Here is a 25,018-nt window from a genome sequence, read left to right as displayed (position 1 = left end):
TTTACATTGTCAGAAAAGTTGATTCGATATTCGACCCATTTATGATACCACCTCGTAGTCTATTTTTTTAAGTAATGGAAACCAAAGGGAAAATAAGTGTGCTGTACGTGGATGATGAGATTAATAACCTCAATTCATTTAAAGCTGCCTTTAGAAGAGATTTCAATATCCTGATTGCTACGTCCGGCAGGGAAGGACTGGAGTTATTGAAACACAATGTAGTACACGTTATTATTACCGATCAGCGGATGCCGGAAATGACGGGAGTGGATTTTCTGATTGAAGTATTGAAAGATTACTCAGATCCTGTGCGGATCTTGTTAACTGGCTACACAGACATTACAGCAGTGATTGATGCCGTTAACAAAGGGCACATTTATTATTACCTCAACAAACCCTGGGACGAGCAACAGTTGCGGATTATTATCAAAAATGCCTACGAGATTTTTCACCTGCGGGAAGAAAACAGGGAATTAATCGAGAAGTTGCTCGATGTAAATGGGCAATTAGAATTTCTTTTGAGGCAAAATCTTCTTTCCTAGCTGGAAAAAGCCGGAACGATTATCTACTCTGGTCAGCATCATCGACCTTAAACTACTTAATGCAGGTCCAAAGCCGCGCAGAATGTATGATAGCATCGAAAATGCGAACGTCACCATTACTGCCAGGAAGAGTATCGCAGTAAAGAGCAGATTTCCGATTGCTTTTAAAAATATGATTGCGTCCATGATTTCAGTCAGTTAGCGTGTTTGTGTAAGCAGAGAACTAAAATCATACCAGCGGTTGCCTTGTCAACTAATATTTGGGTTAGTTGAAGCAACCCGTCAAAACGGCTGGTACTGTTTTTGTGAATAAAGGAGCAGGCTTTAAGGCCGTTTATTTACTTAAATCAAACCTATCAATATGAAAAAGATCCTCGCAATCGGAATTATATGTGGAGTAGTACTTTTCGTTTTCGCCGGTTCACTGGCCAGTGAAATAGATAACCGGCTTTTGGAAGAAAAAAACGTGTAAGAAGTTGCCTTTGAGACGAAGCAAAGGGTATTTTTGCCACCTTCGGGTGGTATTTTATTTTTCGATCTGATCTGAAAATTCTAAAAACAACGGGCGGAGCGCATGTTTAGAAAATTTTACGTTTTGTGTGCTTTGTTAATTCTGATCCGGCTGTGTACCAATTGCGGTCACCCGTCCATTGTACGCCCATTTCCCGAGCCTGAGCCGGGAGGCAGCGACACTACCGACACTGACACTACGATCACCCGCCCGGATTCCACCGAACTTGACACGATCCGAGCAAAAAATTCCGACAGCTTACTGGCATTCTCGAAGCGTTTCGGCGCTGTTTATACATTCGATGAAGCCGGGCTGGAACAAAAAAACGGGACATTTTATAAAGCAAATGATTTTATAGGCCGGCCTGTCACCCTCGATTACAAATTTGTTGCGCCAGCGAGTGATACCATGAAGCACCGGCCATTTGTACTAATGGTCCACGAAGGCGCATTCTTGTTCGGGTCACTCGACAATGAAATGGGAAAGGCGAGGATGCTCGCCCGGAAAGGGTATGCTGCGGCTTCTATTAATTACAGGCTTGGTTTCAATGGCGGAAGTGAGCAGAATGCTTGCGGCGCCAATAACCGGGAAGTTGTGCAGGCGGTATACCGCGCGGTGCAGGATACCTATGCTGCGCTGCATTATTTTGCGGGAAAAGCGGACGAACTGGGTATTGATCCCGGGCAAATGGTACTCGCAGGAAGCAGCGCAGGCGCAATCACGATCACCGCATTGGTTTACATGAAAGAGGCTGATTTTGAAGCATTGCTACCAGGTATTACCGCCACGCTGGGCAGGCTGGATCCTGATCCGCAAGGCGCTCCGTTCAAGGTACGGGCACTGCTTTCGACGATGGGATATGGTATCTTCAAATCCGGTTTTATCACCGCGCGGAATGCAAAGCCGACCGTGTTTTTTCAGCGGACCGGCGATAATGTTTTGCCTTACCAACGGGGAACCTTTCTTTCGTGTCCCTTTTACCTGCCTTTGGAAGGCGCAAAGCCGGCTTCGGAACAGCTGCGTAAATTCAAGGTACCTTTTGAGCTCAACTATCAGCCCGAGAAAGGCCACCATCTCAGCTACACGGAAGAGTATATTACCAGTCGTTACGCGCAGTTCGTAAAGCGGCTTTGGGCAAATAACCGCCGCCTGATCGTTAATGAGAATTTCAAAACAGTGGAAGATGTGCTGATCAAGTGATCAGACATTTGCGGTTGTTCTCTGCTTGGGTTTGCCAGCCTGCATCATCGGAAAAAGAGCCCTGATGTAGTTGGAAAGTTTCACTTCCAGAAAATAGTAAGAGAGCTGCGAAAGAATAAGTGTTGTTGAAATAGCTAAAAAAAGCATTGCGGTACCTGAGCCGAATACAGGAAATCCTAACTTGTTAAAGATGATCGGGATTGACACGAGCACCGGCATGTGCATCAGGTAAATGGAAAACGACATATCACCTGTTCTGATTAGCCAGGCCGGATAATTGGTTTTCGCTCCGGCTTCGTGAAATATAACCGCCAGAAACAGAGCCGCTGCGCCAAATCCCCATTGAAGTGGCCCGAAACCTCCAAAGAAGCCGGATAAGTACTGCCAGATCACAAGCAACACCACGGCGGAAGTAACCCCCCTTTTTGAGAAAATACCTGATAAAAATGCGTTGGCCGGAGGATGAATGTAAATAAGTCCGATCACGACACCCAGCACGAAATTCCAGATTATGGGATTGGTGATCATATTGAAGTACCCGACCCCATAATCAGCTGACTGATCCGGCTTCCATGTGAAGTAACCTGCGAAAAAAGGTATTCCCACCAATGTAACAGCAATCAGACCAAAGAACACAAGCCAGCGGTGGCGCGCGAAAAGCAGCGAAAATGCAATAAGAAAGTAAAAGTAAATCTCGTAGTTGAGGCTCCATCCAACAGAAAGGCTTGCGTAGCCGTAGAATGGCGCGTCGGTGTGAGTGAGCGGGATAAACAGTAAGCTTTTGATCAAGGCTTTTATATAAACAGGGTTCATCTGAAAGCCTTGGTGAATGAGGTAAAACCAGGCAGTTATAATGGCATAAGTGGGCCAGATCCTGATAAACCTTTTAACCATAAACTGGTAAATCTCGCGGATTGTTGAAGGTGTTTTGCGGGTAATATATACCATAATGAACCCGCTGATCACGAAAAACAAGGGCACACCGGCCGGACCGGACTCAAAGAAGAAACTGATCTCCTGCTTAAACGGATCGTCTTTTCCTACTACATCCCTGGAATGGTACACCGTCACGATCAAAGCCGCTATCGCCCTCAGCATCTGTATGCTGTCGATTTTTGCTGCTGGCTTGTTGCGGGTCTGTCCAGGCTCTTCAAACATGGCATCTTGGTAATTACGTATTGCTACGACAAATTGTGGCTCCTATTTCTACCCAAAAATGAAGTAATTTATCATCATACAAAGCGAACAGCTGTGAAATTTTATTGCAGATTACTAATCGGCATAATTTTAGACAACGATATGGTATCTGGCGTTAAATCCAATATACATGACCAAGTCACTGATTACGAAGAAGCAGATTCAGATTGATGCGCCTGTCGCCAAAGTCTGGGAAGTATTGATTGCCCCGAAGTATATTCGTCAATGGGACGATCTGCCGCAGGATTTTGGAGATTACTACCTGGAACTCGGCCGGACAATCGAGTGGACCGGGTTTTCACGTTCGAGCGTCACCACCTGCGACCCGCTGGAAAAACTCGTGCTCCATCTGTACGCCTTCAAATGGGAACTTCCTGCGTCTGATTACGACATTGCTTATACCTATCTGCTCACCGAAGAGAGTGGGGGTACCCGGCTTACCTTGGAAATCGGCGACTTTGGTGTGCTGGAAGATGGGGAGAGTTACTACGTGACCTCGGAAGAATTTGCCGGCTCTGCTTTGGAGAAAATCAAAAGTTTGGCTGAAAACAGGGTTTAACAGGTGTGACAATTATATTTGTACTACACGTGTCAGCACATCATGGAGCCCAGAGCAAAACTTTATTACGATATCAACGAAGTAGCCGAAAACCTCGGGATTGAAGCCTCGACACTGCGTTTTTGGGAAAAGAAGTTTCCACAGCTCGATCCGAAGAGGGATGCCCGCAACAGGCGGCGTTATACGGAGCGGGATATAGAAATTATCAAGAAGATCATGCATCAGCGCGATAAGCAGGGGCGTACCATCAAAGGTACCCGCGAGCAATTACGCCGTAAGGAAGAGTCTGAACTGATGATTCAGCGCCTGACGCGTGTGCGCAAATTTCTTGTTGAGCTGAAAGAAAACTTATGATACCCGCCCATTTAATCCTCGCCTGAATGAAGACTATCCTGCTGTTTTTACTGGCGTTCATTGCGTCAGATGCTGCATTCTCACAAAATTTTCAATCAGCTTCCATTCGCAAACACATCACCTTCCTCGCTTCCGACGATCTGGAAGGCCGGGGTACTGCGAGCCTGGGTGAGGTGAGAGCCGCCAATTACATTGCAGATTATTTCAAAACGCTCGGCCTGAAACCGGCGGGGACCAGCGGCTATTTCCAGCCCTTTGAGGTAACTTTTGCAATAGACGGAAAGGCGCATGCAATGACAGGCAGGAACGTGGTTGCATTGCTCGACAATGGAGCCGCGAAAACGATCGTGATCGGCGCGCATTATGATCACCTGGGAAAAGGCTTCCAGGGCAGCTCACTTTCTCCTGACAGCAAAAATCAAATTCACAATGGTGCCGATGATAATGCATCAGGGACAACCGGCGTAATGGAGCTGGCGAAGTATCTGGCCGAAAACAATGTTACCGAGAAGCACAATTATCTTTTCATCACATTCTCCGGCGAAGAGCTCGGACTGATCGGTTCGAAGCATTTTACTGAGAAACCGACTGTGCCGTTAACCACCGTTTCGGGTATGATCAATATGGATATGATTGGTCGGTTGACGGACGAAAGAGGCATTATCATCTCTGGCTGGGGTACCAGTCCGGTTTGGGGCAAGCTGATCCCGCCGCTGGCAAAGAAGCAGAATCTGAAATATACAGTTGACTCTTCGGGTGTCGGCGCGTCGGACCACACTTCATTTTACCTCAAAAACATACCTGTCGTCCAATTCTTTACCGGCGGCCACGGCGATTATCACAAGATTTCCGATGATGCCGATAAGATCAATTACGAGGGAGAAGTAAGAATACTGAACCTGATCGCCGATTTGCTAATGAACCTCGACAAAGAACCTGAGCCGGAGTTTCTCACCGCAGGGAATCCGCACTCAGGTGCTACGACGAGTAATTTTAAAGTTACGCTGGGTGTAATGCCCGATTACAGCTACACGGGAAAAGGTCTGAAAATAGATGGTGTTTCCAAAGCCCGGCCCGCTGAAAAAGCAGGTATCCTCGTGGGTGATATCATCACCAAGTTAGGCGGGGAAGAGATCGGGACGATCTATGATTATATGGAAATCCTCGGCAAGCACGAAAAAGGACAAGTGGTGGAAGCCGAGTTCTTGCGTGGGAATGAAGTCAAGAAAGTAAAGGTTACGTTCTGATTATTAAACCATTGCGCCGCGCTTACCAAGTTCAATCGCTTCCATTTGACTGATCAAACCTTCATGCATATTGAAGCGGAGTATGGTGCGGAACTTGTGAAAACCTTCCCGTCCCGCTGCACCCGGATTGAAATAAAGCATATTATTCAGCTTCTCATCCCGGATCACCCGCAGTATATGTGAATGCCCGCACACAAAAATATCCGGCGTACTGCTTTTCAACTCAGGCATAACCACCGGATTGTACCTCGGAGGCGCCCCGCCAATGTGCGTAATCCAGACGCGGAATCCTTCCAGCTCAAAATGCAGATTCTCGGCAGTGCGCAACCTCACTTCGCTGCTGTCTATATTCCCAAAAACGATCCTGGTAGGCTTAAATGCTTCAAGCCTGCTGATGATATCTATCGAACCAATGTCACCCGCATGCCACACTTCATCACAGGTGGAGAAATGGTCAAATATTCTCTCGTCCAGATAACCGTGTGTGTCAGACAGCAAGCCGATTCGCCTCATTTTTCAATTGGAAATATTGATTAGAAAACAAAGATGCGAGAATGAATATAACCATTAGATAAAAAGCAGGAAAATTTATGTACTTAAAGTAACTTATATATAAACTTGTTTCAGATATTGCGTATGTAAACTTAGCAAAAGTTAAATTTTTCCAGGATCAATATAAATAATGTTAAAACTAATTTTTTAGTTGTAAAGTTATTGCGCTTTGTATATAATTGCATAATTGTCGTTCATCAGTTACAAACTCTCACTTAACCTTGCGCCTAGCCTTGAAAAAATCCTTACTTCTGTTCTTTTTGTGCCTGATGATGTCGGTTGCGCACGCGCAGACCTCGGGACGTTTTACGTTGAAGGGAGTCACGGTTGATACCTCCGGTGTCCCGCTCCCCGAATCCACCGTGATGTTGCTTGCGCCCAAAGATTCAACCCTCGTAAACTTTGCGCGCACGGGCAAAGACGGCTCGTTCGAATTCAAGAACGTGAAGCGCATGCCTTATCTCCTTAAAATCACTTACGTAGGCTACCTGCCTTATCAGGAGGAAGTCAAGCCGAAGGACGATGAAGTGACAGACTTGGGGAAAATTAAAATGACTTTCATGGACCAGGTACTTTACGACGTGGTGATCAAGGCATTCCGTGCTCCGCTGAGCATTCGGGGGGACACGATCGAATATGATCCCAAAGCATTTAAAGTGCAGCCGGGCGCTTCCGTCGAGGATCTGATCAGGCGGCTTCCCGGTTTGCAGGTAGACCAGGATGGTACCATTAAGGCGCAAGGTGAAACTGTGAAACGTGTAACGGTAGACGGTAAGCGCTTTTTCGGCGATGATACCAAGGCGGCTACCAAGAATTTACCCGCAGAAGCCATTTCCAAAGTTCAGGTATTTAATGAGAAAACCGAACAATCCCGTATTACAGGAGTGGACGATGGTAAACATGAAAAAACGCTCAACCTGCAATTAAAAGACAGTCACAAAAAAGGCGGGTTCGGAAAAGCTACGCTCGCAGCGGGTACCGACAAGCGGGTAGAAGGGAAGGTTAACTACAACAGGTTCAATGAGAAAAACCAATTTTCAATAATTGGTCTCGGTAATAACACCAATCAGGGCGGTATGTCGTGGGACGACTATCAGGATTTCAAAGGAAGCCAGTCTTTCAACTGGGGAGATGACGGTGACTTTGGCTTTGGCGGCGGGGTGCGTTACATTAGTTTCGGCGGCGACGATGACGAAAGTCTGACGATCCAGGCTGGCCGGGGAGCGCAAAACCGCGGTTTTAACAAGAACTGGGCGGGCGGCGCAAACTATAATTTTGATACTAAGAAAACCAAATTCAACACGAGCTACTATTATAACCAGACAACCCAGGACCTGGACGCAACTTCAAGGCAAACCAACTTCCTGACCAATTCCGCATTCACCAAGCTCGATACCAACAGCCGGCTGAACTTCAATGAAAACCACCGGGGAAGCCTTCGCTACGAAAAAACAATTGACTCGCTTAATACACTCATCGTTCTCTCCAACATGCGGATCGGGAGCGGAACAGCAGATTATTTAAGCCACCAGGAGTTTTATCGCGGCGTACAGGATACAACGCAGATTTCGAACATGAGCGATCAGCGCAATTATTCGGATTTTAATTCATTTGCACTGGGGAACACGGCTATTTTCCGTCATAAATTCAAGAAAAAAGGACGGAACTTCGCCGTAAGTGCTGCCTACAATGTGAATAATTCAGATGGAGCGATCAACCAGCGATCAACCAACCGATTTTTCAGAACTTCGGCACCGGACAGTCTCCTCAACATCAATCAGGAAAATTTCACGAAGAGTTTGCGTAACCAGGTTAAAGGCAGCTTGTTGTTCATTGAGCCGCTTTCCAAGAAATTTGTCCTTGAATCGTTTTACAACTACAGTTTAAAAAGCGACGAAGTTGACCGGGACGTTTTTGACGTTAGCGAAGGCGGCAGGGTAATGAACAATAACCTGAGCCGCTATTATACCAACCGGTCCACATTCAACAGGCTCGGGACTTCACTGCGGTACTCACACAATGGATTAAACATCTCAGCAGGCGCAGGAGCGCAGCAGATCCACCTTGACGGGAAGTTTGCGGTAGATCAGAGCGATCCGACCAGAACGAGGATCGACCGCAAGTTCTTCAACGTTGTACCTAACGTTTCACTGAATTTCGACCTGAAAAGGAACAGATACTTATATGGAGGGTACAGCGTAGGGGTAAGTGAGCCGAACATACGCGATTTGCAGCCGATCGTTGATAACAGCAATCCGCTTTATATCCGAGTAGGTAACCCGAACCTGGTCCCGACTGTAAACCACTCCGTCAACCTGGGCTATAACTATTTCAATCCGGGTACCTTTACGCAGATGTTCTTTGGTGCTTACTATAATTATTATGATAATCAGGTTATTTACAGCCAGTTTGTCGACGAGAATTTAGTGACAACCACAATGGCGACGAATATCAGCGGCGGAAGTAACCTGAGTGCATACGGAAACTACGGTTTTCCAATCGTGAAGACGAAAAGCAATTTCAACATCAATGCGTCTTACAACCTCGGCAGGAACCTCACCAACATCAATGGAGAGCTGAACGAAACCACAAGCAATGGATACAACTGGGGCGCCAGGCTGGATTATACCCCAGGCGACAATTTCACGATCTATACCAATGCAAACTGGAATATCACAGATACGCGGTATTCGATCAGTTCAGGACAGAACCAGAAGATTATCAATACGAACTACGGTGCTGAGATGAATTTCAAAATGCCCAAGGATATTTACTTCAACAGTCGCTTTTCGTATAGCAGCTATGTGAATGATCGTTTTGGGTTTAATCAGAAAATGCCGATCCTTAACGTGTCTGTTTACAAAACCATGCTGAAAAGCAAAAAAGGGGAGATCAGGCTATCGGCTTTCGACTTGTTCAACAAGAACCGGGGTATCTCACAGTCGGCTTACCAGAATTTCGTGTCGCAGGAGCAAGTGCGCACATTGGCGAGGTACTTTATGCTGAGCTTTACGTATAACATGCGCGGCGTTGGGCATTCTGTCAGGAGAAAAGGTTATGGATACTAATCAACAATCAATATTCAGAAGTTATGAAAAAATTACTTGCCTGCTTCCTTGTCCTGAGCTGCTTACCCGCTTTCGCCCAGACTGACGGATTGGCAGTTACTTACGAAAGGACATTTTATTGGTCGAGGCTTTATGATAAACTTACCTTTTTATCGGAAGAAGAAAGGAGCAGGATGAAGACCTCCTGGGGGGCGAATGACGACGGTGATAAAAGCAAAGGTCAGCTTTTCATTACAAGCAGCCAGAGCAAGTACGTTGACCTGGAACCGGAGGCAGACGGAGGTTACAGGTGGCGGCAGAGCGAGTACATGATCTTTCGGGATTTTGACAAAGGCGTAAAAACAGAGCTAGAAGAGTTTGCCGGTAAAAACTACATTATAGAAGACTCGCTACCTGCGCCTAAATGGAAGGTTATGAACAAGATCAAGGAAATCAATGGCTATATGTGCATGATGGCGGTTTCCGAGGATACGATCAAGGGTCAGAAGATTGCAGCCTGGTTTGCGAATGATCTTGCTTACAACGGCGGCCCCGAGCGATATTACGGATTACCGGGACTGATCCTGGAAGTTGATGTTAACGACGGAGAGCTGATCCTGACTGCAACCAAAGTAGAGAAGAAGCCGGTAGCTGAAAACCTGGTTATCTCAAAGAAGATGAAAGGTAAAAAACTGACTAATGCGGAGTATGAAAAATTGATCACCACGCATATACGTGACAGCATCAAATCTAGGCGAAATCCTTACTGGTCGTTCAGATATTAGAATAGGATTAGAATTAAGCGATATTCGCTTTGTACAGATTAAAAAGGGGAAATTGTAAATTACAGTTTCCCCTTTTTTTATAATTTTGCTTCTTAAAACCGCATCCCGGGTCTACTGGCTCGATATTTTTACTATCAGTGCAGTTGTATCATGTTTAACTTAACAGTGTTTATTTAATTTAATAACCCTTGATGATTATGAAAAATACGCTTTTAGCCGTTGCAATGCTTTTTGTACTCGGTTCCTGTGCTAGCAAAAAGAAGTTGCTTACTGCACAGAAGCAAGCTAATGAGATCCAGATCCAACTGGATAAAGCAAGAGCTGATTTGAATGATTGTGACAGCAGAACTGCTGGTTTGAATAATGATTTGAAGGCTAAAAATGATGAGCTTACCAGCAAAAATGCTAAATTGAAGGAGCTGGAAGAGCAAGTAGATTTCTTGAAAAAGAACAACAACAACTTGCTGGATCGTATGTCTGATCTGTCGGTAATCAGCAAGGAAGGTTCAGAAAGCATCAAAAAGTCACTGGCTATGATGGACGCACAAGGCGCACAGATCCGTGACCTGAATTCAAGCATCCAGAAAAAGGATTCGCTGAATATGGCGTTGGTACTCAACCTGAAACGTTCATTGGCTGACGTGAGCGATGAAGATGTTCAGATTGAAGTTAAGAAAGGCGTTGTGTACGTTTCTCTTTCTGACAAAATGCTTTTCCGCTCAGGAAGCTCGGTTATCAACTCACAGGCTGAGAGCGTGTTGAGCAAAGTGGCTAAGATCCTGAACGATTACAAAGAAATCGAGATCCTGATTGAAGGTCACACGGACAATGTACCTATCTCAACTGACAAAGTTGCAGACAACTGGGATTTGAGCGTACTGCGTGCTACTGCCGTTGCACGTACGTTGCAGAAGAAATATGGTGTTGAGCCGGTTCGTATGATCGCTGGTGGTCGCGGCGAATATTTACCCAAAGTGGCAAATGATTCAGCGCCTAACCGCAGCCTGAACCGTCGGACTGAAATTATCATTACTCCGAAATTGGATCAGTTCTTCAATCTTTACACACCTAATGCAGGTAAATAAGGTCTGAGAAGCTTTTTAGCGGCCCGCAGGATTGATCCTGCGGGCTTTTTTTATTTATATTGGCCAAAATAAAATAGAACGATGTCCCAAGCTGTACCTGGTAAGGAAACGATTGAAGCAGCGCACCAGCTGATAGCGCCTTACATTCACCATACACCCGTAATGACCTCGCAGTTTCTTGATGAACATTGCGGGGCCAGGCTGTTTTTTAAATGCGAAAACCTGCAAAAAATAGGTGCATTCAAGGCGAGAGGCGGGTTGAATGCAATGCTGTCGCTGTCGCCTGGGCGGCTGAGAAATGGAGTTACAACGCATTCGTCAGGAAACCATGCGCAGGCAATTGCATTTGCGGCGGCCAGGGTAGGGGCAAAGGCTTACATTGTAATGCCCGAAAATTCACCTTTGGTAAAGATCAGGGCAGTGGAGGGTTATGGTGCGGAGATCACGTTTTGCGTCAATACACCAGAAGCGAGGCAAGCTGCGGTGGATGAAATTATCACGCGTACTGGCGCTGCATTCATTCATCCCTTTAACAATTATGAGGTGATCGCCGGACAAGCTACCGCGGCCAAAGAACTGATCGAGCAGGCAGGTGACCCGCTCGATATCATCATCGCTCCGGTAGGAGGGGGAGGTTTGTTGAGCGGAACTGCATTGGCAGCACACTACTTTTCTCCCGGAACAAAAGTGTACGCGGGAGAGCCGGAAGGCGCGGCTGACGCGGTGCTTTCTTTCAGAAGCGATCAAATCGAAAAAGCGCCTTATGTGAAAACCATTGCCGACGGGCTGCTTACCTACTTAGGTGACAAAACATTCCCGATCATCAAGCAGCATGTAAGCGATATCTGGCTGGTTTCGGATGAAGAAATCATTGCCGCAATGCGGTTTTTGTGGGAACGAATGAAGCTGGTTGTGGAACCCTCCGGTGCGGTAGCACTGGCAGCGGTGTTGAAAAATAGGGAGCTGGTGAGCGGCAAGCGCATTGGCATCATTTTAACAGGTGGAAATGTAGACCTCGGCAAACTGCCTTTTTAGCCGGCATTAGATTTGTGAAAAAAGGAATTTTCATAAAGAACAATATGCGCTTCGGCGAAAAAGACCGTTATAGAGGAAATATTCATATTTTAGATTTACAAAACCAGTAATTATTTACACCTAACATTAAGTTATGAAAAAGCTGATTTTTTGCTGTCTGGTTGTGTTGATGGGCGCTTGCAAAGACAAGAATGAGGAGGTTGAACCAGAAACTGACTTTGCTCCTGATTTTAATGGCACCTACGTAACCACAACAGTAGCACCCGGACAGGTGAGCAACATGCAATGGGTGGTTACAAATAATGCGAAGAACCAGCTGGCGATTGTATTTACCAAAAACGTCGAAATATCAGCTGCCGGTACCACACTTACACTTTTGCAGACTTACAAGCTGATCAATGTAAAAACTACCGGAAGAGACGCGATCGAACTGAGCGAAAGCGTGGATGTGGAGCAAAGCAACCAAAAGCCTTTGCGACAGAAGGTAGAAGGAACGGGAACCAGGATCATAAATGGAAGCGGCAAACAGCAGATCAACATTACACTGAAACTGACCGATGCCTCAACCGGGAATGCCACTGAAGAATATCTGGAATTTAAGAAGCAGTAATAAAAACAGCGGCTGTCACATTTTGTAGCAGCCGCTGTCCTTTAAAGGCACCTTATCAGCGATAATAGGGTGCTTTCATGTTATAATGAGCGTAGCTTTTCAGCCAAAATCATTATTGGAAAAGCCACACTCAGCACCGCACAGGTAAGCACAAAAGCAATCAGCCAAAACACGGCGAGGGTTAATTTTACAACTACGATCATTTCCGTCTTATTTTATTGAATAGACTGTTTCTAGGCTAGTTTGGTTGCAATAACACTCGCTTTTTCGGCTGATTTTTATCTTCCGCAAATCCCATTAAAATCACAGTAGACGCAGGTGTTCAGATCGTCCGTTTTGCGGAAAGGTATATCGGGGTCAAGCATTACATTCAGGATATCTGTGAGGATCACTTCTGATTTTTCAATGAATGCGCCAGGCGCTAGCTCGTCCGTCAGTTCGAGTGGGTTTGAGATCTGATTTCGCGGATCGCGGAAGGAGTAAAACCCGGATTTAACAGCGTACTCACCGAAGTTGAAGGTGTTGTCTTTCAGCCTTAACCCTTTTTCATCCAGCATTTTCCGGTACATCAGGTACTCGTACATCCATAGCTGGCGCACATATCCCATTTTCCTGTCCGGGTCAGTCCGGATTACTTCTTCTCTACGCGCCGGGTCCATTAGCTTTTGCTTGCCCGCGAGTTCCACGCTGCCTGTTTTGTAATCCATTACATACAGCGTTCGCTCCGCTTCGTCCAGTTCAATACGGTCGATCTTACCACCAAGTCGCACAGGTGTGTACGAGCCTTGCAGGATCAGGTCTATTTTGGTACTCAAAGGCTGCTCGGCCGCAAGTATCCTTCTGCGGGGCTTTTGCTGCATTTGATTCTGTAAGAAAACCAGGATCTGCTGCTCACCAATCTGGTAGTAGATTCGGTTTAGTCCCAAATCGGTCACGTAACCTTTGAAAAGCCGGTCAAACTCTTCCCGTAACACAGTTTTGATCTGTTCTTCGGAAGGATCTTTGGATTTAAGGAAAAATTCCATGTCCATTCGTTCCAGCGACGCGTGCAGCCAGGTACCGATCTTGTCCATTCCCAGCTCTTCTTCTACTTCCTCTTTCTCCTTTACACCCACAATGTGTTTAAGGTAAAACTGCATCGGGCAGCGAATGAATTCGTTGAGGTGCGTCGGGTAAATGCCTTTATTGGCCAGATAGCTGCGAATGGTAGCAAGCATTGCCTCATCCTTCTTAACAGCTTCTTCCAGATCGTGCTGCTGCTTTCCTTCGAGAACAACCGATTTGTGGGTGATCTGAATGCGCGGATTGAACTGCGCGAGCTCAAATTCCAGCTGTTGGATAAACCGGCTCTTTTCACCGCCACCTGGCGCATCGTTGGTACTGGTATAAAGCAGGTGCACTTCGGAGGCACGTTGTAGCAAACGGTAAAAATGGTACGACATGACCGCCTCCTGGTGCAAATGCGTCGGCAGCCCCACGGCCTGGGCAGCGTCGAAGGGGATAAGCGAGTTCTGACGTTTGGCTTGCGGTAAAATGCCTTCATTGAGCGAAAGAATGATGATCCTTTCAAAATCGAGCGCGCGTGTTTCGAGCATTCCCATAATCTGCAAGTTACTTACAGGCTCGCCGCTGAATGGAATGCGCGTTTGTCTGATCAGCTCGAACATGAAAGAACGCATTGTTCTCAGCGTGATCAGCTCTGCTTTTTCCTCAATCGTTTGCTCGAATTGTTTCAGCAGTGTATAAAAAAGATACAGATACTCGGTTTCGAGCGCATTTTTGTAATCTTTATAAACTTCCCGAAGCAACTCAATCAGCTGATAAAAAGTATCTAATACCTGTTTCGGGTTGTTCTTTTGCCAATGCGTAAACAATGCACGGAACAATGGATGGTTTTCTCCGAGGCCAAGCAGCTCTTCCGAGCTGAGGAATACCTGGTTGTTTGCGGTTATTTCAAATAAAGTTCGCTGAATGATCGTCTGCCCGTCACTGAGCGGCTGCAATGCGACGTATTCGTAATGCCGGATAAATGGATGGTTCAGTACCTTATCAATCGACTTATGTCCGAATTTCGGGATGCGGATGGTGCGGCCGGCTTTGTTTTTGAATTCAACTACATTCTGCTGCAAATCAAAAATACTGTCCACCAGTGTATACAAAAGTGAATTCCGCATAGAAAGCCCCATTGTCACATTCAGATCATGCACTTCCTCGTCCAGCGAATAGAGCATCGGGAGCAGGAGGTTTTCGTCTGCCAGCACAATGGCTGTCGGAATGCGGGCGGCATCCGTTTCTGCCTTCATACTTTCGTACAGCTTTCCTGCCACTTTTGTTTGCAATGCTGCATTGGGTACCCCGTAAACAGTGATCTGTTTTGCAGTCGACAATAGGTGGTTACCGGTCCAATTCCATTCACCGAACGAGCCGCTTTTCTGGTATTCGCGCAAGCTCTTTCCAGCTTCCACAGCCTTGTTTTCCGACATATAGTACCTGTCGGTATCCCAGAAAACCTCCGCCTTCCCAGCCTTGACCAGGGACGTAACAATCACCCGTTCCGATTCCGTAAATGCATTGAATCCGGCAAAGTAGACCTTCTCGTAATCTGTTCGGTTTTCTACCAGTTCCGAAACTGATTCTGCCAGTTGCCTGTACGCCATTCCCCGGTAAGCTTTTCCTTTCTGTTCCAGCTTGCTCCGGAAGAGCGCATATAAGGTTTTGATGTTTTCGAATAAAGAAAAGTATTGCTTCTGCCCGCCTTCCGTTTGAAGGGTTTTGCCGCCGGGCAAGTTATCCTGCCATCGGCTGATTGCGTGTGCTTCTGACAGGTAGTCGAATAAATAATCCGTTTTGACGAGGTACTGGTCAATTTTGTCAAGATCGTTCAGCAATACCGCAGCCCATCCCATAAACCGGTCAAACTGCACATTGGGATCTATCTCCCTGAAAGTTTCATACAGATCGAAAAGCAGGTGTACCGGATCTTCAATTTCCAGCGTGCACATACTTTCTACAAAATCGTCGACTGCGATCACCGACGGGCTCATGATCGGCATTGTAGTTTCGATTGCGAGCTCCTGCATCAGAAAGAAGGCCGCTCTTCGCGTGGGGACCACGATCTGTATCCTTTCGAGTGAAGAATGATTGTCAAGAATTCGCTTGGCGACGAGGTTCAGAAAGGACTGCATATTTTTAGTTGATGAAGAGGGTCAATGAATACGATCTCCCCTCGGCGTAAGTGATTTCATGATCTCCGCTTCGGCATGGAGGAATTCCTTCCAGCGCTGTCTCACTTCGGCTGCCGGAAGGTAAGTTTCCGCAAGCTCGATGAAGGTGCGGTAATGCCCCGCTTCTGAGATCATCAGCTCACGATAGAATTTTTGTAAAGACTCGTCTTCCAGTGATTCGGAAAGCAGCTTGAACCGCTCACAGCTTCTGGCTTCGATCAGGCCGCAAATGAGCAGGCGGTCGAGCAATGATTTTTCGTGATCGCCTTTGCTGCGGACCAGCTGCATGAGCTGGCCTACATATTCATCTTTCCGCTGCCTGCCGAGCGGGATATTTCTTTTTTTTAATTCCTTCAAAACCCTTTGAAAATGCCCCCATTCTTCGGCTACAATGGGCGTCAGTGTTTCTACCAATTTCGTTTTTTCGGGATAATGTACAATCAGCGAAATGCAGCTGGAAGCCGCTTTTTGCTCGCAATAAGCGTGATCAATGAGGATATCGCCGATGCGCATGGCAGCGATATTTGTCCAGCGCGGGTCCGTTGGCAGTTCAAGTCCGAGGGTTGTGAGTGAAGTGGCCATAATCAAACAACGAATTAGTCAAACATCGGCCAGTTGATCCCAAATGAAAATGCCCGCGCCAGGCCCAGATAGGTAGGTGTTACAAAATATCCTTCCGGGAACAAGCCCAGCGAGCCGCCCTGGTTCAGGTAAGCCATTTTGAAAAACAGCCTGACCCGCTTGATACGTACATTGGCAAATGCATCAATGACGGAATTCTGATTCAGCCGGTCACGGTTCTGCAAATGGAATTGCTGTGTTACCGGCATATAAGCATCAGCCAGGTAAGCCGAACGATACCGCGCCGCCAGCCCAAGCTGGATAAACAGTACTTTGGCATAAGTAAAATCAAAGGTAACCTCGCCGCTCGCGAATAAAGATGGAATGCGCAGTACATCCGTATTGTCATTCAATGTCAGGTAGCTCATCGCGGCAAAGTTCCACCGGCCCAGGTGAACTCCCGAATTGAAGCCCAGCCGCAGCAAACGGAAGCCAGAGTTCAGCTGCCTGGGCATTGCAAGGGTATCGTAATAAATGTAATCGTTGATCTGGTGGATCTGGATCTCCGGTACAAACTCTATCTTCTTGGTCTTCAAGGGGAGCGAAGCATAAATCGTCTGCACTTTTGTGGGATCGAAGCTATTTCTCCATTCAAAATGGTTGCTGAGGTATCTTTCAGTCAGCAGGTCGGGCGCGGTTTGAATGCTTTGGAATCCCGCTTTGCCCCATTTGGTATTCAGCTCGCCTTTTAGCCTGTATTCTACATTTTTTGCCAGGTTCAGATCTGCTTCCGCGGTAAGGTAATTACTCGAATCTTTGAGGTAATATCCGAGCCACGCGCCTATGATGTTGTCAAAGCGAAGACCGGTGCGGTAAGTAGTGGAAGGATCCCCAATGTCGTTGGGAGGCTGACTCGTAGTCCGCAGCCCGTAAAAGCGCTGCCGGATATAGGCGCGGTAGTTAAACCCGGAATAGAAACCTTTGATGCCGACCTTATTGTCGAATAATTTGTAATAAATATCCTGTCTCGTTTTTAGAGAGTCAAACCTGAAACCCGGGTAAGCATTCCTTTCGAGTCCGCGTTGAATCGACAAATCGGTGTACCGGTTGATGGTACTTTGAAAGTCGGCTTGCTGGAATAGCTGGAACCCATTTGCGAGCCTGTATTGCTGGTAAATGTGAAAAACATGGCGGCGTTCCCACGAATTGGCATCGTCGCTGATCTTGGCCGCCCCATCGTAAGAATACTCTTGTTCAACACCTTCAATCAGGTTAGGAATAATGCCGCCCTGCTCGCGCACTTTCTGGTTCATGTGCCGGTAGTGCGCCAGGATGAGGTATTTTTTGTTTTTGGAAAAATAGCTGGTGTGCAAAAGCAGTGTCCAGTTTTGTCCGAGCAATGCCTGCGAATTAATCGTCTGCGCAAATCCGTATTGCTTATTCGAAGTAAAACGCTGCCCGCGCATACCGAAATTGAATCGGGGATTTACATTCTGGGTATAAGCGAATGTCCCCATAGAAGTTTTCCGGCCGCCTGAAAGAAAGTCCAGCTCGGTGTGTTGCGATCTGGTATCTACATATTGAACTTCCTCCTGCTTGATCGCATACGCATCGTAAGCCCTTAACCCGAGCTGTGCGCCGATATCCTCTCTTGGCTGGAAAAAGAGGTTCCTGGTGGCGGTTACTGCATTTCCGAGGTCGACCAGCTTACCCCAGGCTTTGTCCATTGGCAGCCAGCGGTGGAAATTGGTAAGGCTGGTATCGACGCGATAGCGCACCGAATCGCGGTTGTTCAGAATGTCGTTTTCGTAAAAATGCAGGGTTGTATGCGGACCGTAGACGTTTTTGGTACTATCATCAAGGATCTGCGCCCCACTTTGACCACCGCCGCCGCCCCTGCTGCCCCCGCCTGAGCCGCCTGGCATTTGCATGCCGCCCGGCAGCCTGACCTGCGCGTTAGCATTTGGAATGACAATAAAACCTATCAAAAACCACAGTGTGGAATAAAAAACAATTCTCATAGAGGAAACTATCGTGCTGTCCTGGTTTGCAGGGCTTCGACGCGGGTGGTGAACCATTGAACAAAGCGGGCGCTGTCAGTCCCGAAATTGACAGTAACAGGAATATAGGCAAATCGCTCAGCACATCCCAACTGCCCGACCAGCGGCTTCAATTTGACCATATCTTTTTCGGTTGTTAATACAAAAGTATCGTTTTTTAGGTACTTAATCAGGCCTTCAACCTCGGCCAGCGTGTAATTATGATGATCCGGAAAGATGACTGTATCTAAAACGGTGAAATGCCCGTGTATATATCGGATGAAAGGGGTTGGATCTGCTATTCCTGCAGCTATTTTAACATTCTTTAACTGCACGGCCGCTCCATTGTAGCCGACCGGTGCTGCGTAATCCGTGAAGGAAAAAAATACGGGCTTTTCGGTCCCGGCATAATATGCGATCCGTTTTCTGATCTCATCCTTTGCAGACTGGTTCAGCTCGGCCGGGCATTTGGTAACGATAACAATGTCGGCGCGTTTGGCACCGTTCCGGTTTTCACGCAGCCTTCCGGCGGGGAATGGATGATCTTTGTAAAAAGGCCGGTTGAAATCATTTAGCAGGATGTTAATATCTCGTTGGATCGCACGGTGCTGGAAAGCATCGTCGAGCAATAACAGCCGGGTCTCTGGGTAAAGTTCGGCAAGTCTGGCGGCGCCGGCTGTGCGGTTTTCACTTACAGCAACTATAATCTCTTTCGCATTGAATTTTCGATAAAACTGCATTGGCTCATCGCCGATTTCAGCTGCTGTTGAATCAGCCCCGGCGAGCACAAAACCCCGGGTTTTTCTACCGTAGCCGCGGCTCAGGATTGCGGGTGGGGCAGAGGCGGCGAGCATTTGAGCCAGGTATTCTGTTACCGGCGTTTTCCCCGTTCCGCCCACCGTCAGGTTACCGATTGATATCACCATTTGTGGTGCTTTGTTCGACCGGAACCAGCCCAGATCGTACAGCAGGTTACGCAGCCGGGTGACCAACCCGTACACCCAGGAAAAGGGGATTAATGCTGCTTTTAACCACTGATGATCTTTCATATAAGCTGCATAATTACATATTTTTTGCCTAATATTGTTGCCCTTATAATACCTGACACCACGTTCTCATGCCCTTAAAAATTGTGTACAGACCCTGTACGCTTCATTTTCGCAAAGAAGCTGGCACCTCTCGCGGGGTTCTTACACAAAAGACTTCATGGATCCTGCAAGTGACAGATTCCGAACAGCCGGGACTTACTGGTTACGGAGAATGCGGCCCGCTTCCGGGTCTGTCCATAGACGATCTTCCCGACTTTGAAACGCAGCTTCGGGCAGTGTGCGACTTGTTCAATGCGCTTGATTTAGATGTATTTCCGTTTAACCTCGGCATTATCCTCGACCAGGTTGTTCCCCAGCACTTACCTTCCATTCGTTTTGGTGTTGAAACCGCATTGTTGGATATCATGAAAGGCGGGCAGCGGAAACCATTTAACAATACGTTTTCGGAAGGGAAAACAGGTGTGCTGATGAACGGACTGATCTGGATGGGCTCTTATGAAAATATGCTCGAACAAGTGGAGGAAAAGCTTGAGCAGGGCTTCACGACATTGAAAATGAAGGTAGGCGCCATTGATTTTGATAAAGAATGCCGCATTCTGGAAAAAGTGAGGGGTACGTACAGCAAGGAACAAATCACATTGCGTGTGGATGCGAACGGTGCATTCCTGCCTGGCGATGTGCATCAGAAATTAAAGGCACTTGCTGCATTTGAACTGCATTCCATCGAACAACCCGTCAAAGCCGGGCAGCACGAGCTGATGGCTGCATTATGCCAGTCTTCGCCGGTACCTGTTGCACTCGACGAAGAGCTGATCGGTGTATTTGATTACCGCGATAAATTCGCATTGCTTAAAAAGCTCGCTCCTCCGTTCATCATCTTGAAGCCAACACTGCTGGGAGGTTTCCGGCACACGAGCGAGTGGATAGAAATTGCGAACCGCCTCCAAATCGGCTGGTGGATTACATCGGCGCTCGAATCCAATATCGGACTTAATGCTATCGCACAATATACCGCGGCTTTTGACAATCCGCTTCCGCAGGGATTGGGTACGGGGCAGCTTTATCTCAATAATTTCGACTCACCACTGGAAGTCAGGCAGGGATACCTGCATTACAATAGTGAGAAAGGCTGGGGTTTGCCGTTTTGACCCCCTAACCCCCTGTAAGGGGGACTTAATTCTGCATTAGCCCCCTTACAGGGGGTCGGGTCCAATCAACCCCTTTCCTCAAATAGCCCAGCGTCGCTGCTTCTGGCGAGCCGCTTTCGGGTGTGAAGTTGTATTCCCAATTTGCCTGTGGCGGTAAGCTCATTAATATCGATTCTGTGCGTCCATTTGTTTCCAAACCAAACTTGGTACCCCTGTCCCAAACCAGGTTGAACTCCACGTAACGGCCGCGACGGAGATACTGCCATTGTTTTTCCTTTTCGGTGAATGCATCATTCCGGTGTTTTTCCATCAATGTGGTATAAACCGGGGCGAAACTTTCACCTACTTCTCTGACGAATGCGAAGAGCGCTTCTTTCGATAAGCTTTGCCCCTTTCCAGCTTCATTTGGTTTCAGGTAGTCAAAGAAAATGCCGCCGACACCGCGTGTTTCTGATCGGTGCGGAATATAAAAGTAGTCGTCGGCCCAGTTTCTGAACTCAGGATAAAAAGCCTCGTGGTGTTTGTCACAGGCTGTTTTGAGGGTTTGATGGAAGAAACGCGCGTCTTCTTCGACTACATAATGCGGGGTAAGGTCGATGCCGCCGCCAAACCAGCAGGTTCCATTGCTGAGCTCGAAATAGCGGACATTCATGTGGATAATAGGGACGTGCGGGTTATGCGGGTGCATTACAATGGAAACGCCCGTTGCAGTGAAATGAAAATCGTCGCCGGGGTTCAGGTTCATTTGCTGACGCAGCCTTGGATGTACCTCGCCTTTGACGCTGGAAAAATTAACACCGCCTTTTTGAATCACATTCCCGTTCTGGATCAGCCGCGTTCTTCCGCCTCCTCCGGAATGGTGTTCCCACAAGTCTTCCTGAAACCTGGCAGCACCATCGGTATTTTCCAATGCGCTGCAAATGCGATCCTGTAAATCTTTAAAAAACGCTTCTATTTCTTCAACTCTCATATTTCTCACTTAATTATCCGGCCTGCAAAAGTACGATAAAAGTGAAAGTGTATGCAGTTATCACACGTGAGTTGTTGACACGCGTTACGTAACATGTTACATTTGTCAATGATTAGAAGCATCGTCAGCAAGCCCCTCAAATTGTTTTATCAAAAAGGTGACAGCTCGAAATTACCTGCCTCGCAATTAGGTAAGATCAGCCTTGTTATGACGCTTCTTGACGCTGCAAGTATTTCTGAGGATATGGATTTTCCAGGTTCAGGATTACACAAGTTGTCTGGCGAACTAAAAGATTTCTGGGCTGTTAAGATCAATGCAAACTATCGGATTATTTTCAGATTTGAAGGGAAAGATGTAACAGATGTGGATTATCTGGACTATCATTAAAAAGCGCGTATATGGAAGAACATAGTGTAAAAGGCCCAATGAAAAATCCGGTACATCCCGGTGCGGTGCTTAGAGATTTGTATCTTGAACCATTAGAATTGACGATCACCAGTGCTGCTAAGGGGCTGGGCGTGACGCGTAAAACGCTTTCACAACTAATAAATGGACATCAGTCCGTTACGCCTGACATGGCGTTGAGACTTGCGGAGGCATTCAATACAACTCCGCAATTGTGGCTTAACATGCAGCAAAATTATGACCTCCGACAAGCGGAAGAGAAGGTTAAAACTCACGTTGTAACACATTTCTGGACTGCCTCCAAGCCTGGCAATGCGCAGGCAGTTTGATCGAGTTCAGAGATTTCATTATTTCCAAAAACCAGGAAAGCGGAGTATCAGCTCCGCTTTCCTGGTTTTGATTAAATCATTAAATCCTTAATCATCAATGCGCAGGAATGTGCCGCTGAGGTTAAATACCAGCTCTTTCCGGTTTGAAAGTTTTACTTCCTGAGTGGTTTTGCTCTTTTCCCATTCTGTAATATAGTGCTCCGCGTAATTGGCTTGCACGTATTCCAGTACCTTTAAGGGAACAACGCTGTCGGGGATCTTCTTGTCGTTGGTACCGTCCACACTGTAACATTCACCTTTGTTGTCAAACTCAAGCTCGACCTGATTATCCAGGATCACATCGTAGCTCGTCAGCAGATCGTAGCGATCACGCACGACTCGGGAAATGCGGGCATCGGGGAAATGGGCTTCAATGTATTCATTTGCCTGCGGCGGCAAGCTGGCCTCGTCCACTACTTTTTCGTTATCGCAGCCGGTAACTGCCGCCAGGATCAGCATCAGGTAAATTGAAAGCGTCTTCATCATTCTTTTCCGTTAGTTAAACATTGCTTTTAATGATGACAACTTACCCCCTTGATCCCCCTATGCCATATTCCTTTTTCCTAAAAATTTTGGATTCTCTTGAAAGTTTTCGGTCGCTCGCCGACCCAGCCGAGGCGTAAAATGGAAACGCGGTGTTCCACGCGTGCTTTAAAAGTTCTGTCAAATTCTTGATCTGTTGTTAAATCCAGCTGGTATTTATAGCTACGCCCTTTTAATGCGCCTCCATATAATTTGCTCGACCAGAATTCCACAATGTCCGTGTGCTTGTACTTGTTAAGCGCGCTGTTTGGCACTTTTCTCCCGTCGATCCAAACGCCGAAAACGTCTGCACGTTTCCATTTTTCGAACATTTCTGGGCTCGGGGATTCTTTGATGGGTATGTTTGCCCGGTAAATAAAAAGCCCTGAATCCTGTGTAGTCAGCAATTGCTCCTGGTTCATTTTGCTGACCAACGCGAACATTCTATCTCTCAGCTTCGCAGGCATTCTCACAACCGGGTCGATGCGCCCATTTACAGTCTTGAGGTAAGTTGTATATTTTGCAACGGTTGAATACAATTCTGTTATCTCATTTTGTGACGCGCCCGGCCCGCTCTTCACTTTCCGTACCATCTCAATATTGAATGCTACTTTGTGCTGGTCACCAGCATGTTTAGGATCTTCAAATGCAATAAGACTTACTTCTGGCGAAGCGGCTGCTATTTGTTCACCGCCAGCTTTTACCTGAGCATAGACTTTCTCTGAAAAGACAATTGTCAGTACCATAGAAAGCAAAACTGCGACAGCTTGCTTCAAATACTGCCTGTTCAGATTTCTGAGTTTCGTCATCATAGCTAGTCGTTTTTTGGTGATGGAATAGTTGAAGCTGCTTATGAGTCCGGGAAACTGCTTTTGAAGTACGGAGTCCAGGAGTAGCAATTGATAGCTTTTTACATCTGAAAACTCTTTTAAAACAGCCTCATCGGCCAGAAATTCGTGATTTAGTCGGATCGCTTTTTTATAAAATAACAAGAATGGATTGAACCACATCAGCGCGTGGACTAGCTCGATGAAAAGAATATCTACGGAGTGCATTTGCCGCGCATGCGCCAGTTCGTGAGTAAGGATTTCACTCCTTATCTGCTTGTTTTCAAAGGATTTTTTAGGAATAAAGATGTTATCGAGGAAAGTATAGGTGACAATATCCTGCGGTACCAAAACCAATTTCGCGCCCGAAAAAGGAATGCGCCGGCAATGCGATTTTAGTTTTAGAATAGCGATGACATTTATCAAAAACCGGACTAAAAGCAACAAGCCAATCCCCTCAAAAGCGAAAAGAACATACTGCATAAAATCCGGCGCTGCATTGTTTTCCGTTGCCGAAATCACGGGGCTCAACGCGGCGGTATCCTGCATTTGCTTCAAGATAACCGGGAAAGCAGCCGCGACAGGTTCTAGCGGCGTCTCCGGTTTGATCTCAAATGAAACCAATGGAATTCCCAATGAAAACAGCAGCGCGAGCAGGAGGTACCCCCTGTTGAAACGGAGCATTTTTTCACGTTCCAGAAACAGATGGTAAACCGCAATGAGGATACCTGAGCAGAGCACCGACTTGATGATATAGCTAGTCATTTTTCTTCCTGTTTATTTCGTCATTGATGATCTCCCTGAGCTGTTCCAATTCCTCGGTCGACAAGTTGGTATCCCGCGCAAAAAAGGATCCGAACTGCGCAGCAGAGTTATTGAAGAAATTCTTAATTAACCCATTCACATGGTTTGAGAAGTAATCGCTTTTGGCGACTAGCGGATAGTACTGTCGTGAATTGCCGAACATATTGTAAGCCACAAAGCCTTTGTCCTGCATTCGTTTAAGTAATGTAATAACGGTAGTCTGCGCAGGCTTGGGTTCAGGAAGCGCGTCAATCAGCTCTTTTAAAAACAGCTTTTCGTACTTCCAAAGGGGTTCCATGATCTGCTCTTCTGCTTTCGTCAGGCTCATTGCTCTACATTCAGATTGTTTACTCTACAAATGTAGATTAATGTTTTAT

Annotated in this window: 24 protein-coding genes; 13 read left to right on the top strand and 11 right to left on the bottom strand. The window is 46.7% G+C overall.

The features are described 5' to 3' along the window. Nucleotides 1-74 precede the first annotated feature (74 nt). The gene (locus Q369_RS0118390; protein ID WP_031529248.1) at nucleotides 75-542 is read left to right on the top strand and encodes a response regulator; all 468 of its coding nucleotides are present in this window, start codon (nucleotides 75-77) and stop codon (nucleotides 540-542) included. On the opposite strand, the gene Q369_RS28820 is transcribed toward Q369_RS0118390, so the two are convergent. After that, entirely contained in the window at nucleotides 507-728 is a 222-nt protein-coding gene (locus tag Q369_RS28820) for a hypothetical protein (protein ID WP_084165783.1), read from the bottom strand. The genes Q369_RS0118390 and Q369_RS28820 overlap by 36 nt on opposite strands. A 388-nt stretch (nucleotides 729-1,116) precedes the next feature. Between Q369_RS28820 and Q369_RS0118380 the strand changes: the two genes are divergently transcribed. Then, the gene (locus tag Q369_RS0118380) at nucleotides 1,117-2,253 is read left to right on the top strand and encodes an alpha/beta hydrolase (protein WP_031529247.1); all 1,137 of its coding nucleotides are present in this window, start codon (nucleotides 1,117-1,119) and stop codon (nucleotides 2,251-2,253) included. Here Q369_RS0118380 and Q369_RS0118375 read toward each other — a convergent pair whose 3' ends face one another. Next, nucleotides 2,254-3,411, bottom strand: coding sequence for an acyltransferase family protein (locus Q369_RS0118375; RefSeq protein ID WP_031529246.1), 1,158 nt, complete (start codon nucleotides 3,409-3,411; stop codon nucleotides 2,254-2,256). Between the two features lie 169 nt (nucleotides 3,412-3,580). On the opposite strand from Q369_RS0118375, the gene Q369_RS0118370 reads away from it, so the two are divergent. From Q369_RS0118370 to Q369_RS0118360, 3 genes are read left to right on the top strand one after another with little or no spacing between them, the layout of a single operon-like run. Beyond that, the gene (locus Q369_RS0118370) at nucleotides 3,581-4,009 is read left to right on the top strand and encodes an SRPBCC family protein (protein ID WP_031529245.1); all 429 of its coding nucleotides are present in this window, start codon (nucleotides 3,581-3,583) and stop codon (nucleotides 4,007-4,009) included. Between the two features lie 42 nt (nucleotides 4,010-4,051). Continuing rightward, on the top strand, nucleotides 4,052-4,363 hold the full coding sequence (locus tag Q369_RS0118365; protein ID WP_031529244.1) for a MerR family transcriptional regulator: 312 nt from the start codon (nucleotides 4,052-4,054) through the stop codon (nucleotides 4,361-4,363). A gap of 26 nt (nucleotides 4,364-4,389) precedes the next feature. Beyond that, nucleotides 4,390-5,610, top strand: a complete 1,221-nt coding sequence (locus Q369_RS0118360) for a M20/M25/M40 family metallo-hydrolase (protein WP_031529243.1) — start codon at nucleotides 4,390-4,392, stop codon at nucleotides 5,608-5,610. Between the two features lie 3 nt (nucleotides 5,611-5,613). Here the strand turns inward: Q369_RS0118360 and Q369_RS0118355 are convergent, their stop codons facing one another. Then, complete coding sequence (locus Q369_RS0118355; protein WP_031529242.1) at nucleotides 5,614-6,123, bottom strand: metallophosphoesterase family protein; 510 nt, start codon at nucleotides 6,121-6,123, stop codon at nucleotides 5,614-5,616. Nucleotides 6,124-6,395: 272 nt separating this feature from the next. On the opposite strand from Q369_RS0118355, the gene Q369_RS0118350 reads away from it, so the two are divergent. From Q369_RS0118350 to Q369_RS0118330, 5 genes are all read left to right on the top strand, one after another. After that, nucleotides 6,396-9,230, top strand: coding sequence for a TonB-dependent receptor domain-containing protein (locus tag Q369_RS0118350; RefSeq protein ID WP_031529241.1), 2,835 nt, complete (start codon nucleotides 6,396-6,398; stop codon nucleotides 9,228-9,230). A gap of 23 nt (nucleotides 9,231-9,253) precedes the next feature. Further along, on the top strand, nucleotides 9,254-9,994 hold the full coding sequence (locus Q369_RS0118345) for a GLPGLI family protein (RefSeq protein WP_031529240.1): 741 nt from the start codon (nucleotides 9,254-9,256) through the stop codon (nucleotides 9,992-9,994). A gap of 197 nt (nucleotides 9,995-10,191) precedes the next feature. Continuing rightward, entirely contained in the window at nucleotides 10,192-11,079 is an 888-nt protein-coding gene (locus Q369_RS0118340; protein WP_031529239.1) for an OmpA family protein, read from the top strand. Between the two features lie 81 nt (nucleotides 11,080-11,160). Further along, a complete protein-coding gene (locus Q369_RS0118335) occupies nucleotides 11,161-12,114 on the top strand; it encodes a threonine ammonia-lyase (RefSeq protein ID WP_031529238.1) in 954 nt (317 codons plus the stop codon). 133 nt (nucleotides 12,115-12,247) lie between these two features. Then, nucleotides 12,248-12,724: a hypothetical protein gene (locus tag Q369_RS0118330; RefSeq protein ID WP_031529237.1), complete on the top strand. Its 477-nt coding sequence runs from the start codon at nucleotides 12,248-12,250 to the stop codon at nucleotides 12,722-12,724. Nucleotides 12,725-13,002: 278 nt separating this feature from the next. On the opposite strand, the gene Q369_RS0118325 is transcribed toward Q369_RS0118330, so the two are convergent. Genes Q369_RS0118325 through lpxK form a run of 4 tightly spaced genes read right to left on the bottom strand, consistent with a single transcriptional unit; the run spans nucleotide 13,003 to nucleotide 19,597 of the window. Beyond that, entirely contained in the window at nucleotides 13,003-15,909 is a 2,907-nt protein-coding gene (locus tag Q369_RS0118325) for a PD-(D/E)XK nuclease family protein (protein WP_031529236.1), read from the bottom strand. A gap of 21 nt (nucleotides 15,910-15,930) precedes the next feature. Next, entirely contained in the window at nucleotides 15,931-16,530 is a 600-nt protein-coding gene (locus Q369_RS0118320; RefSeq protein WP_031529235.1) for a MiaE family protein, read from the bottom strand. A gap of 14 nt (nucleotides 16,531-16,544) precedes the next feature. Then, entirely contained in the window at nucleotides 16,545-18,530 is a 1,986-nt protein-coding gene (locus Q369_RS0118315) for a putative porin (RefSeq protein WP_031529234.1), read from the bottom strand. Between the two features lie 8 nt (nucleotides 18,531-18,538). After that, complete coding sequence (gene lpxK, locus Q369_RS0118310) at nucleotides 18,539-19,597, bottom strand: tetraacyldisaccharide 4'-kinase (RefSeq protein WP_031529233.1); 1,059 nt, start codon at nucleotides 19,595-19,597, stop codon at nucleotides 18,539-18,541. A gap of 68 nt (nucleotides 19,598-19,665) precedes the next feature. Here lpxK and Q369_RS0118305 point away from each other — a divergent pair, with 68 nt between their 5' ends. Beyond that, on the top strand, nucleotides 19,666-20,745 hold the full coding sequence (locus Q369_RS0118305) for an o-succinylbenzoate synthase (protein ID WP_031529232.1): 1,080 nt from the start codon (nucleotides 19,666-19,668) through the stop codon (nucleotides 20,743-20,745). Between the two features lie 25 nt (nucleotides 20,746-20,770). Here Q369_RS0118305 and hemF read toward each other — a convergent pair whose 3' ends face one another. Further along, nucleotides 20,771-21,715 (bottom strand): oxygen-dependent coproporphyrinogen oxidase, encoded by a 945-nt coding sequence (hemF, locus tag Q369_RS0118300; protein ID WP_051664139.1) that lies wholly within the window; start codon nucleotides 21,713-21,715, stop codon nucleotides 20,771-20,773. A gap of 108 nt (nucleotides 21,716-21,823) precedes the next feature. Here hemF and Q369_RS0118295 point away from each other — a divergent pair, with 108 nt between their 5' ends. Continuing rightward, entirely contained in the window at nucleotides 21,824-22,102 is a 279-nt protein-coding gene (locus tag Q369_RS0118295; RefSeq protein ID WP_031529230.1) for a type II toxin-antitoxin system RelE/ParE family toxin, read from the top strand. Nucleotides 22,103-22,113: 11 nt separating this feature from the next. Beyond that, nucleotides 22,114-22,449, top strand: coding sequence for a HigA family addiction module antitoxin (locus tag Q369_RS0118290; RefSeq protein WP_084165782.1), 336 nt, complete (start codon nucleotides 22,114-22,116; stop codon nucleotides 22,447-22,449). An 87-nt stretch (nucleotides 22,450-22,536) separates the two neighbouring features. Here the strand turns inward: Q369_RS0118290 and Q369_RS0118285 are convergent, their stop codons facing one another. The 3 genes from Q369_RS0118285 to Q369_RS0118275 all read right to left on the bottom strand — a co-directional run bounded on the left by Q369_RS0118285 (nucleotide 22,537) and on the right by Q369_RS0118275 (nucleotide 24,969). Beyond that, nucleotides 22,537-22,974: a PepSY-like domain-containing protein gene (locus tag Q369_RS0118285; RefSeq protein ID WP_229206887.1), complete on the bottom strand. Its 438-nt coding sequence runs from the start codon at nucleotides 22,972-22,974 to the stop codon at nucleotides 22,537-22,539. Between the two features lie 77 nt (nucleotides 22,975-23,051). Then, on the bottom strand, nucleotides 23,052-24,602 hold the full coding sequence (locus Q369_RS28425) for a M56 family metallopeptidase (protein ID WP_051664138.1): 1,551 nt from the start codon (nucleotides 24,600-24,602) through the stop codon (nucleotides 23,052-23,054). Then, on the bottom strand, nucleotides 24,595-24,969 hold the full coding sequence (locus tag Q369_RS0118275; RefSeq protein ID WP_031529226.1) for a BlaI/MecI/CopY family transcriptional regulator: 375 nt from the start codon (nucleotides 24,967-24,969) through the stop codon (nucleotides 24,595-24,597). Before Q369_RS0118275 ends, Q369_RS28425 begins: the two co-directional genes overlap by 8 nt. Nucleotides 24,970-25,018 lie beyond the last annotated feature (49 nt).

It is taken from the genome of Dyadobacter crusticola DSM 16708 (assembly GCF_000701505.1).
Lineage (GTDB): Bacteria > Bacteroidota > Bacteroidia > Cytophagales > Spirosomataceae > Dyadobacter > Dyadobacter crusticola.
Note: the sequence above shows the minus strand (reverse complement) of the source record. Positions and strands in the feature narration are given on the sequence as shown.

What these genes read in the sequence shown, in the direction of transcription:
- Q369_RS0118390 (WP_031529248.1), top strand. Translation starts at nt 75, where the DNA reads ATGGAAACCAAAGGGAAAATAAGTGTGCTGTACGTGGATGATGAGATT.
- Q369_RS28820 (WP_084165783.1), bottom strand. Translation starts at nt 728, where the DNA reads ATGGACGCAATCATATTTTTAAAAGCAATCGGAAATCTGCTCTTTACT.
- Q369_RS0118380 (WP_031529247.1), top strand. Translation starts at nt 1,117, where the DNA reads ATGTTTAGAAAATTTTACGTTTTGTGTGCTTTGTTAATTCTGATCCGG.
- Q369_RS0118375 (WP_031529246.1), bottom strand. Translation starts at nt 3,411, where the DNA reads ATGTTTGAAGAGCCTGGACAGACCCGCAACAAGCCAGCAGCAAAAATC.
- Q369_RS0118370 (WP_031529245.1), top strand. Translation starts at nt 3,581, where the DNA reads ATGACCAAGTCACTGATTACGAAGAAGCAGATTCAGATTGATGCGCCT.
- Q369_RS0118365 (WP_031529244.1), top strand. Translation starts at nt 4,052, where the DNA reads ATGGAGCCCAGAGCAAAACTTTATTACGATATCAACGAAGTAGCCGAA.
- Q369_RS0118360 (WP_031529243.1), top strand. Translation starts at nt 4,390, where the DNA reads ATGAAGACTATCCTGCTGTTTTTACTGGCGTTCATTGCGTCAGATGCT.
- Q369_RS0118355 (WP_031529242.1), bottom strand. Translation starts at nt 6,123, where the DNA reads ATGAGGCGAATCGGCTTGCTGTCTGACACACACGGTTATCTGGACGAG.
- Q369_RS0118345 (WP_031529240.1), top strand. Translation starts at nt 9,254, where the DNA reads ATGAAAAAATTACTTGCCTGCTTCCTTGTCCTGAGCTGCTTACCCGCT.
- Q369_RS0118340 (WP_031529239.1), top strand. Translation starts at nt 10,192, where the DNA reads ATGAAAAATACGCTTTTAGCCGTTGCAATGCTTTTTGTACTCGGTTCC.
- Q369_RS0118335 (WP_031529238.1), top strand. Translation starts at nt 11,161, where the DNA reads ATGTCCCAAGCTGTACCTGGTAAGGAAACGATTGAAGCAGCGCACCAG.
- Q369_RS0118330 (WP_031529237.1), top strand. Translation starts at nt 12,248, where the DNA reads ATGAAAAAGCTGATTTTTTGCTGTCTGGTTGTGTTGATGGGCGCTTGC.
- Q369_RS0118325 (WP_031529236.1), bottom strand. Translation starts at nt 15,909, where the DNA reads ATGCAGTCCTTTCTGAACCTCGTCGCCAAGCGAATTCTTGACAATCAT.
- Q369_RS0118320 (WP_031529235.1), bottom strand. Translation starts at nt 16,530, where the DNA reads ATGGCCACTTCACTCACAACCCTCGGACTTGAACTGCCAACGGACCCG.
- Q369_RS0118315 (WP_031529234.1), bottom strand. Translation starts at nt 18,530, where the DNA reads ATGAGAATTGTTTTTTATTCCACACTGTGGTTTTTGATAGGTTTTATT.
- lpxK (WP_031529233.1), bottom strand. Translation starts at nt 19,597, where the DNA reads ATGAAAGATCATCAGTGGTTAAAAGCAGCATTAATCCCCTTTTCCTGG.
- Q369_RS0118305 (WP_031529232.1), top strand. Translation starts at nt 19,666, where the DNA reads ATGCCCTTAAAAATTGTGTACAGACCCTGTACGCTTCATTTTCGCAAA.
- hemF (WP_051664139.1), bottom strand. Translation starts at nt 21,715, where the DNA reads ATGAGAGTTGAAGAAATAGAAGCGTTTTTTAAAGATTTACAGGATCGC.
- Q369_RS0118295 (WP_031529230.1), top strand. Translation starts at nt 21,824, where the DNA reads ATGATTAGAAGCATCGTCAGCAAGCCCCTCAAATTGTTTTATCAAAAA.
- Q369_RS0118290 (WP_084165782.1), top strand. Translation starts at nt 22,114, where the DNA reads ATGGAAGAACATAGTGTAAAAGGCCCAATGAAAAATCCGGTACATCCC.
- Q369_RS0118285 (WP_229206887.1), bottom strand. Translation starts at nt 22,974, where the DNA reads ATGATGAAGACGCTTTCAATTTACCTGATGCTGATCCTGGCGGCAGTT.
- Q369_RS28425 (WP_051664138.1), bottom strand. Translation starts at nt 24,602, where the DNA reads ATGACTAGCTATATCATCAAGTCGGTGCTCTGCTCAGGTATCCTCATT.
- Q369_RS0118275 (WP_031529226.1), bottom strand. Translation starts at nt 24,969, where the DNA reads ATGAGCCTGACGAAAGCAGAAGAGCAGATCATGGAACCCCTTTGGAAG.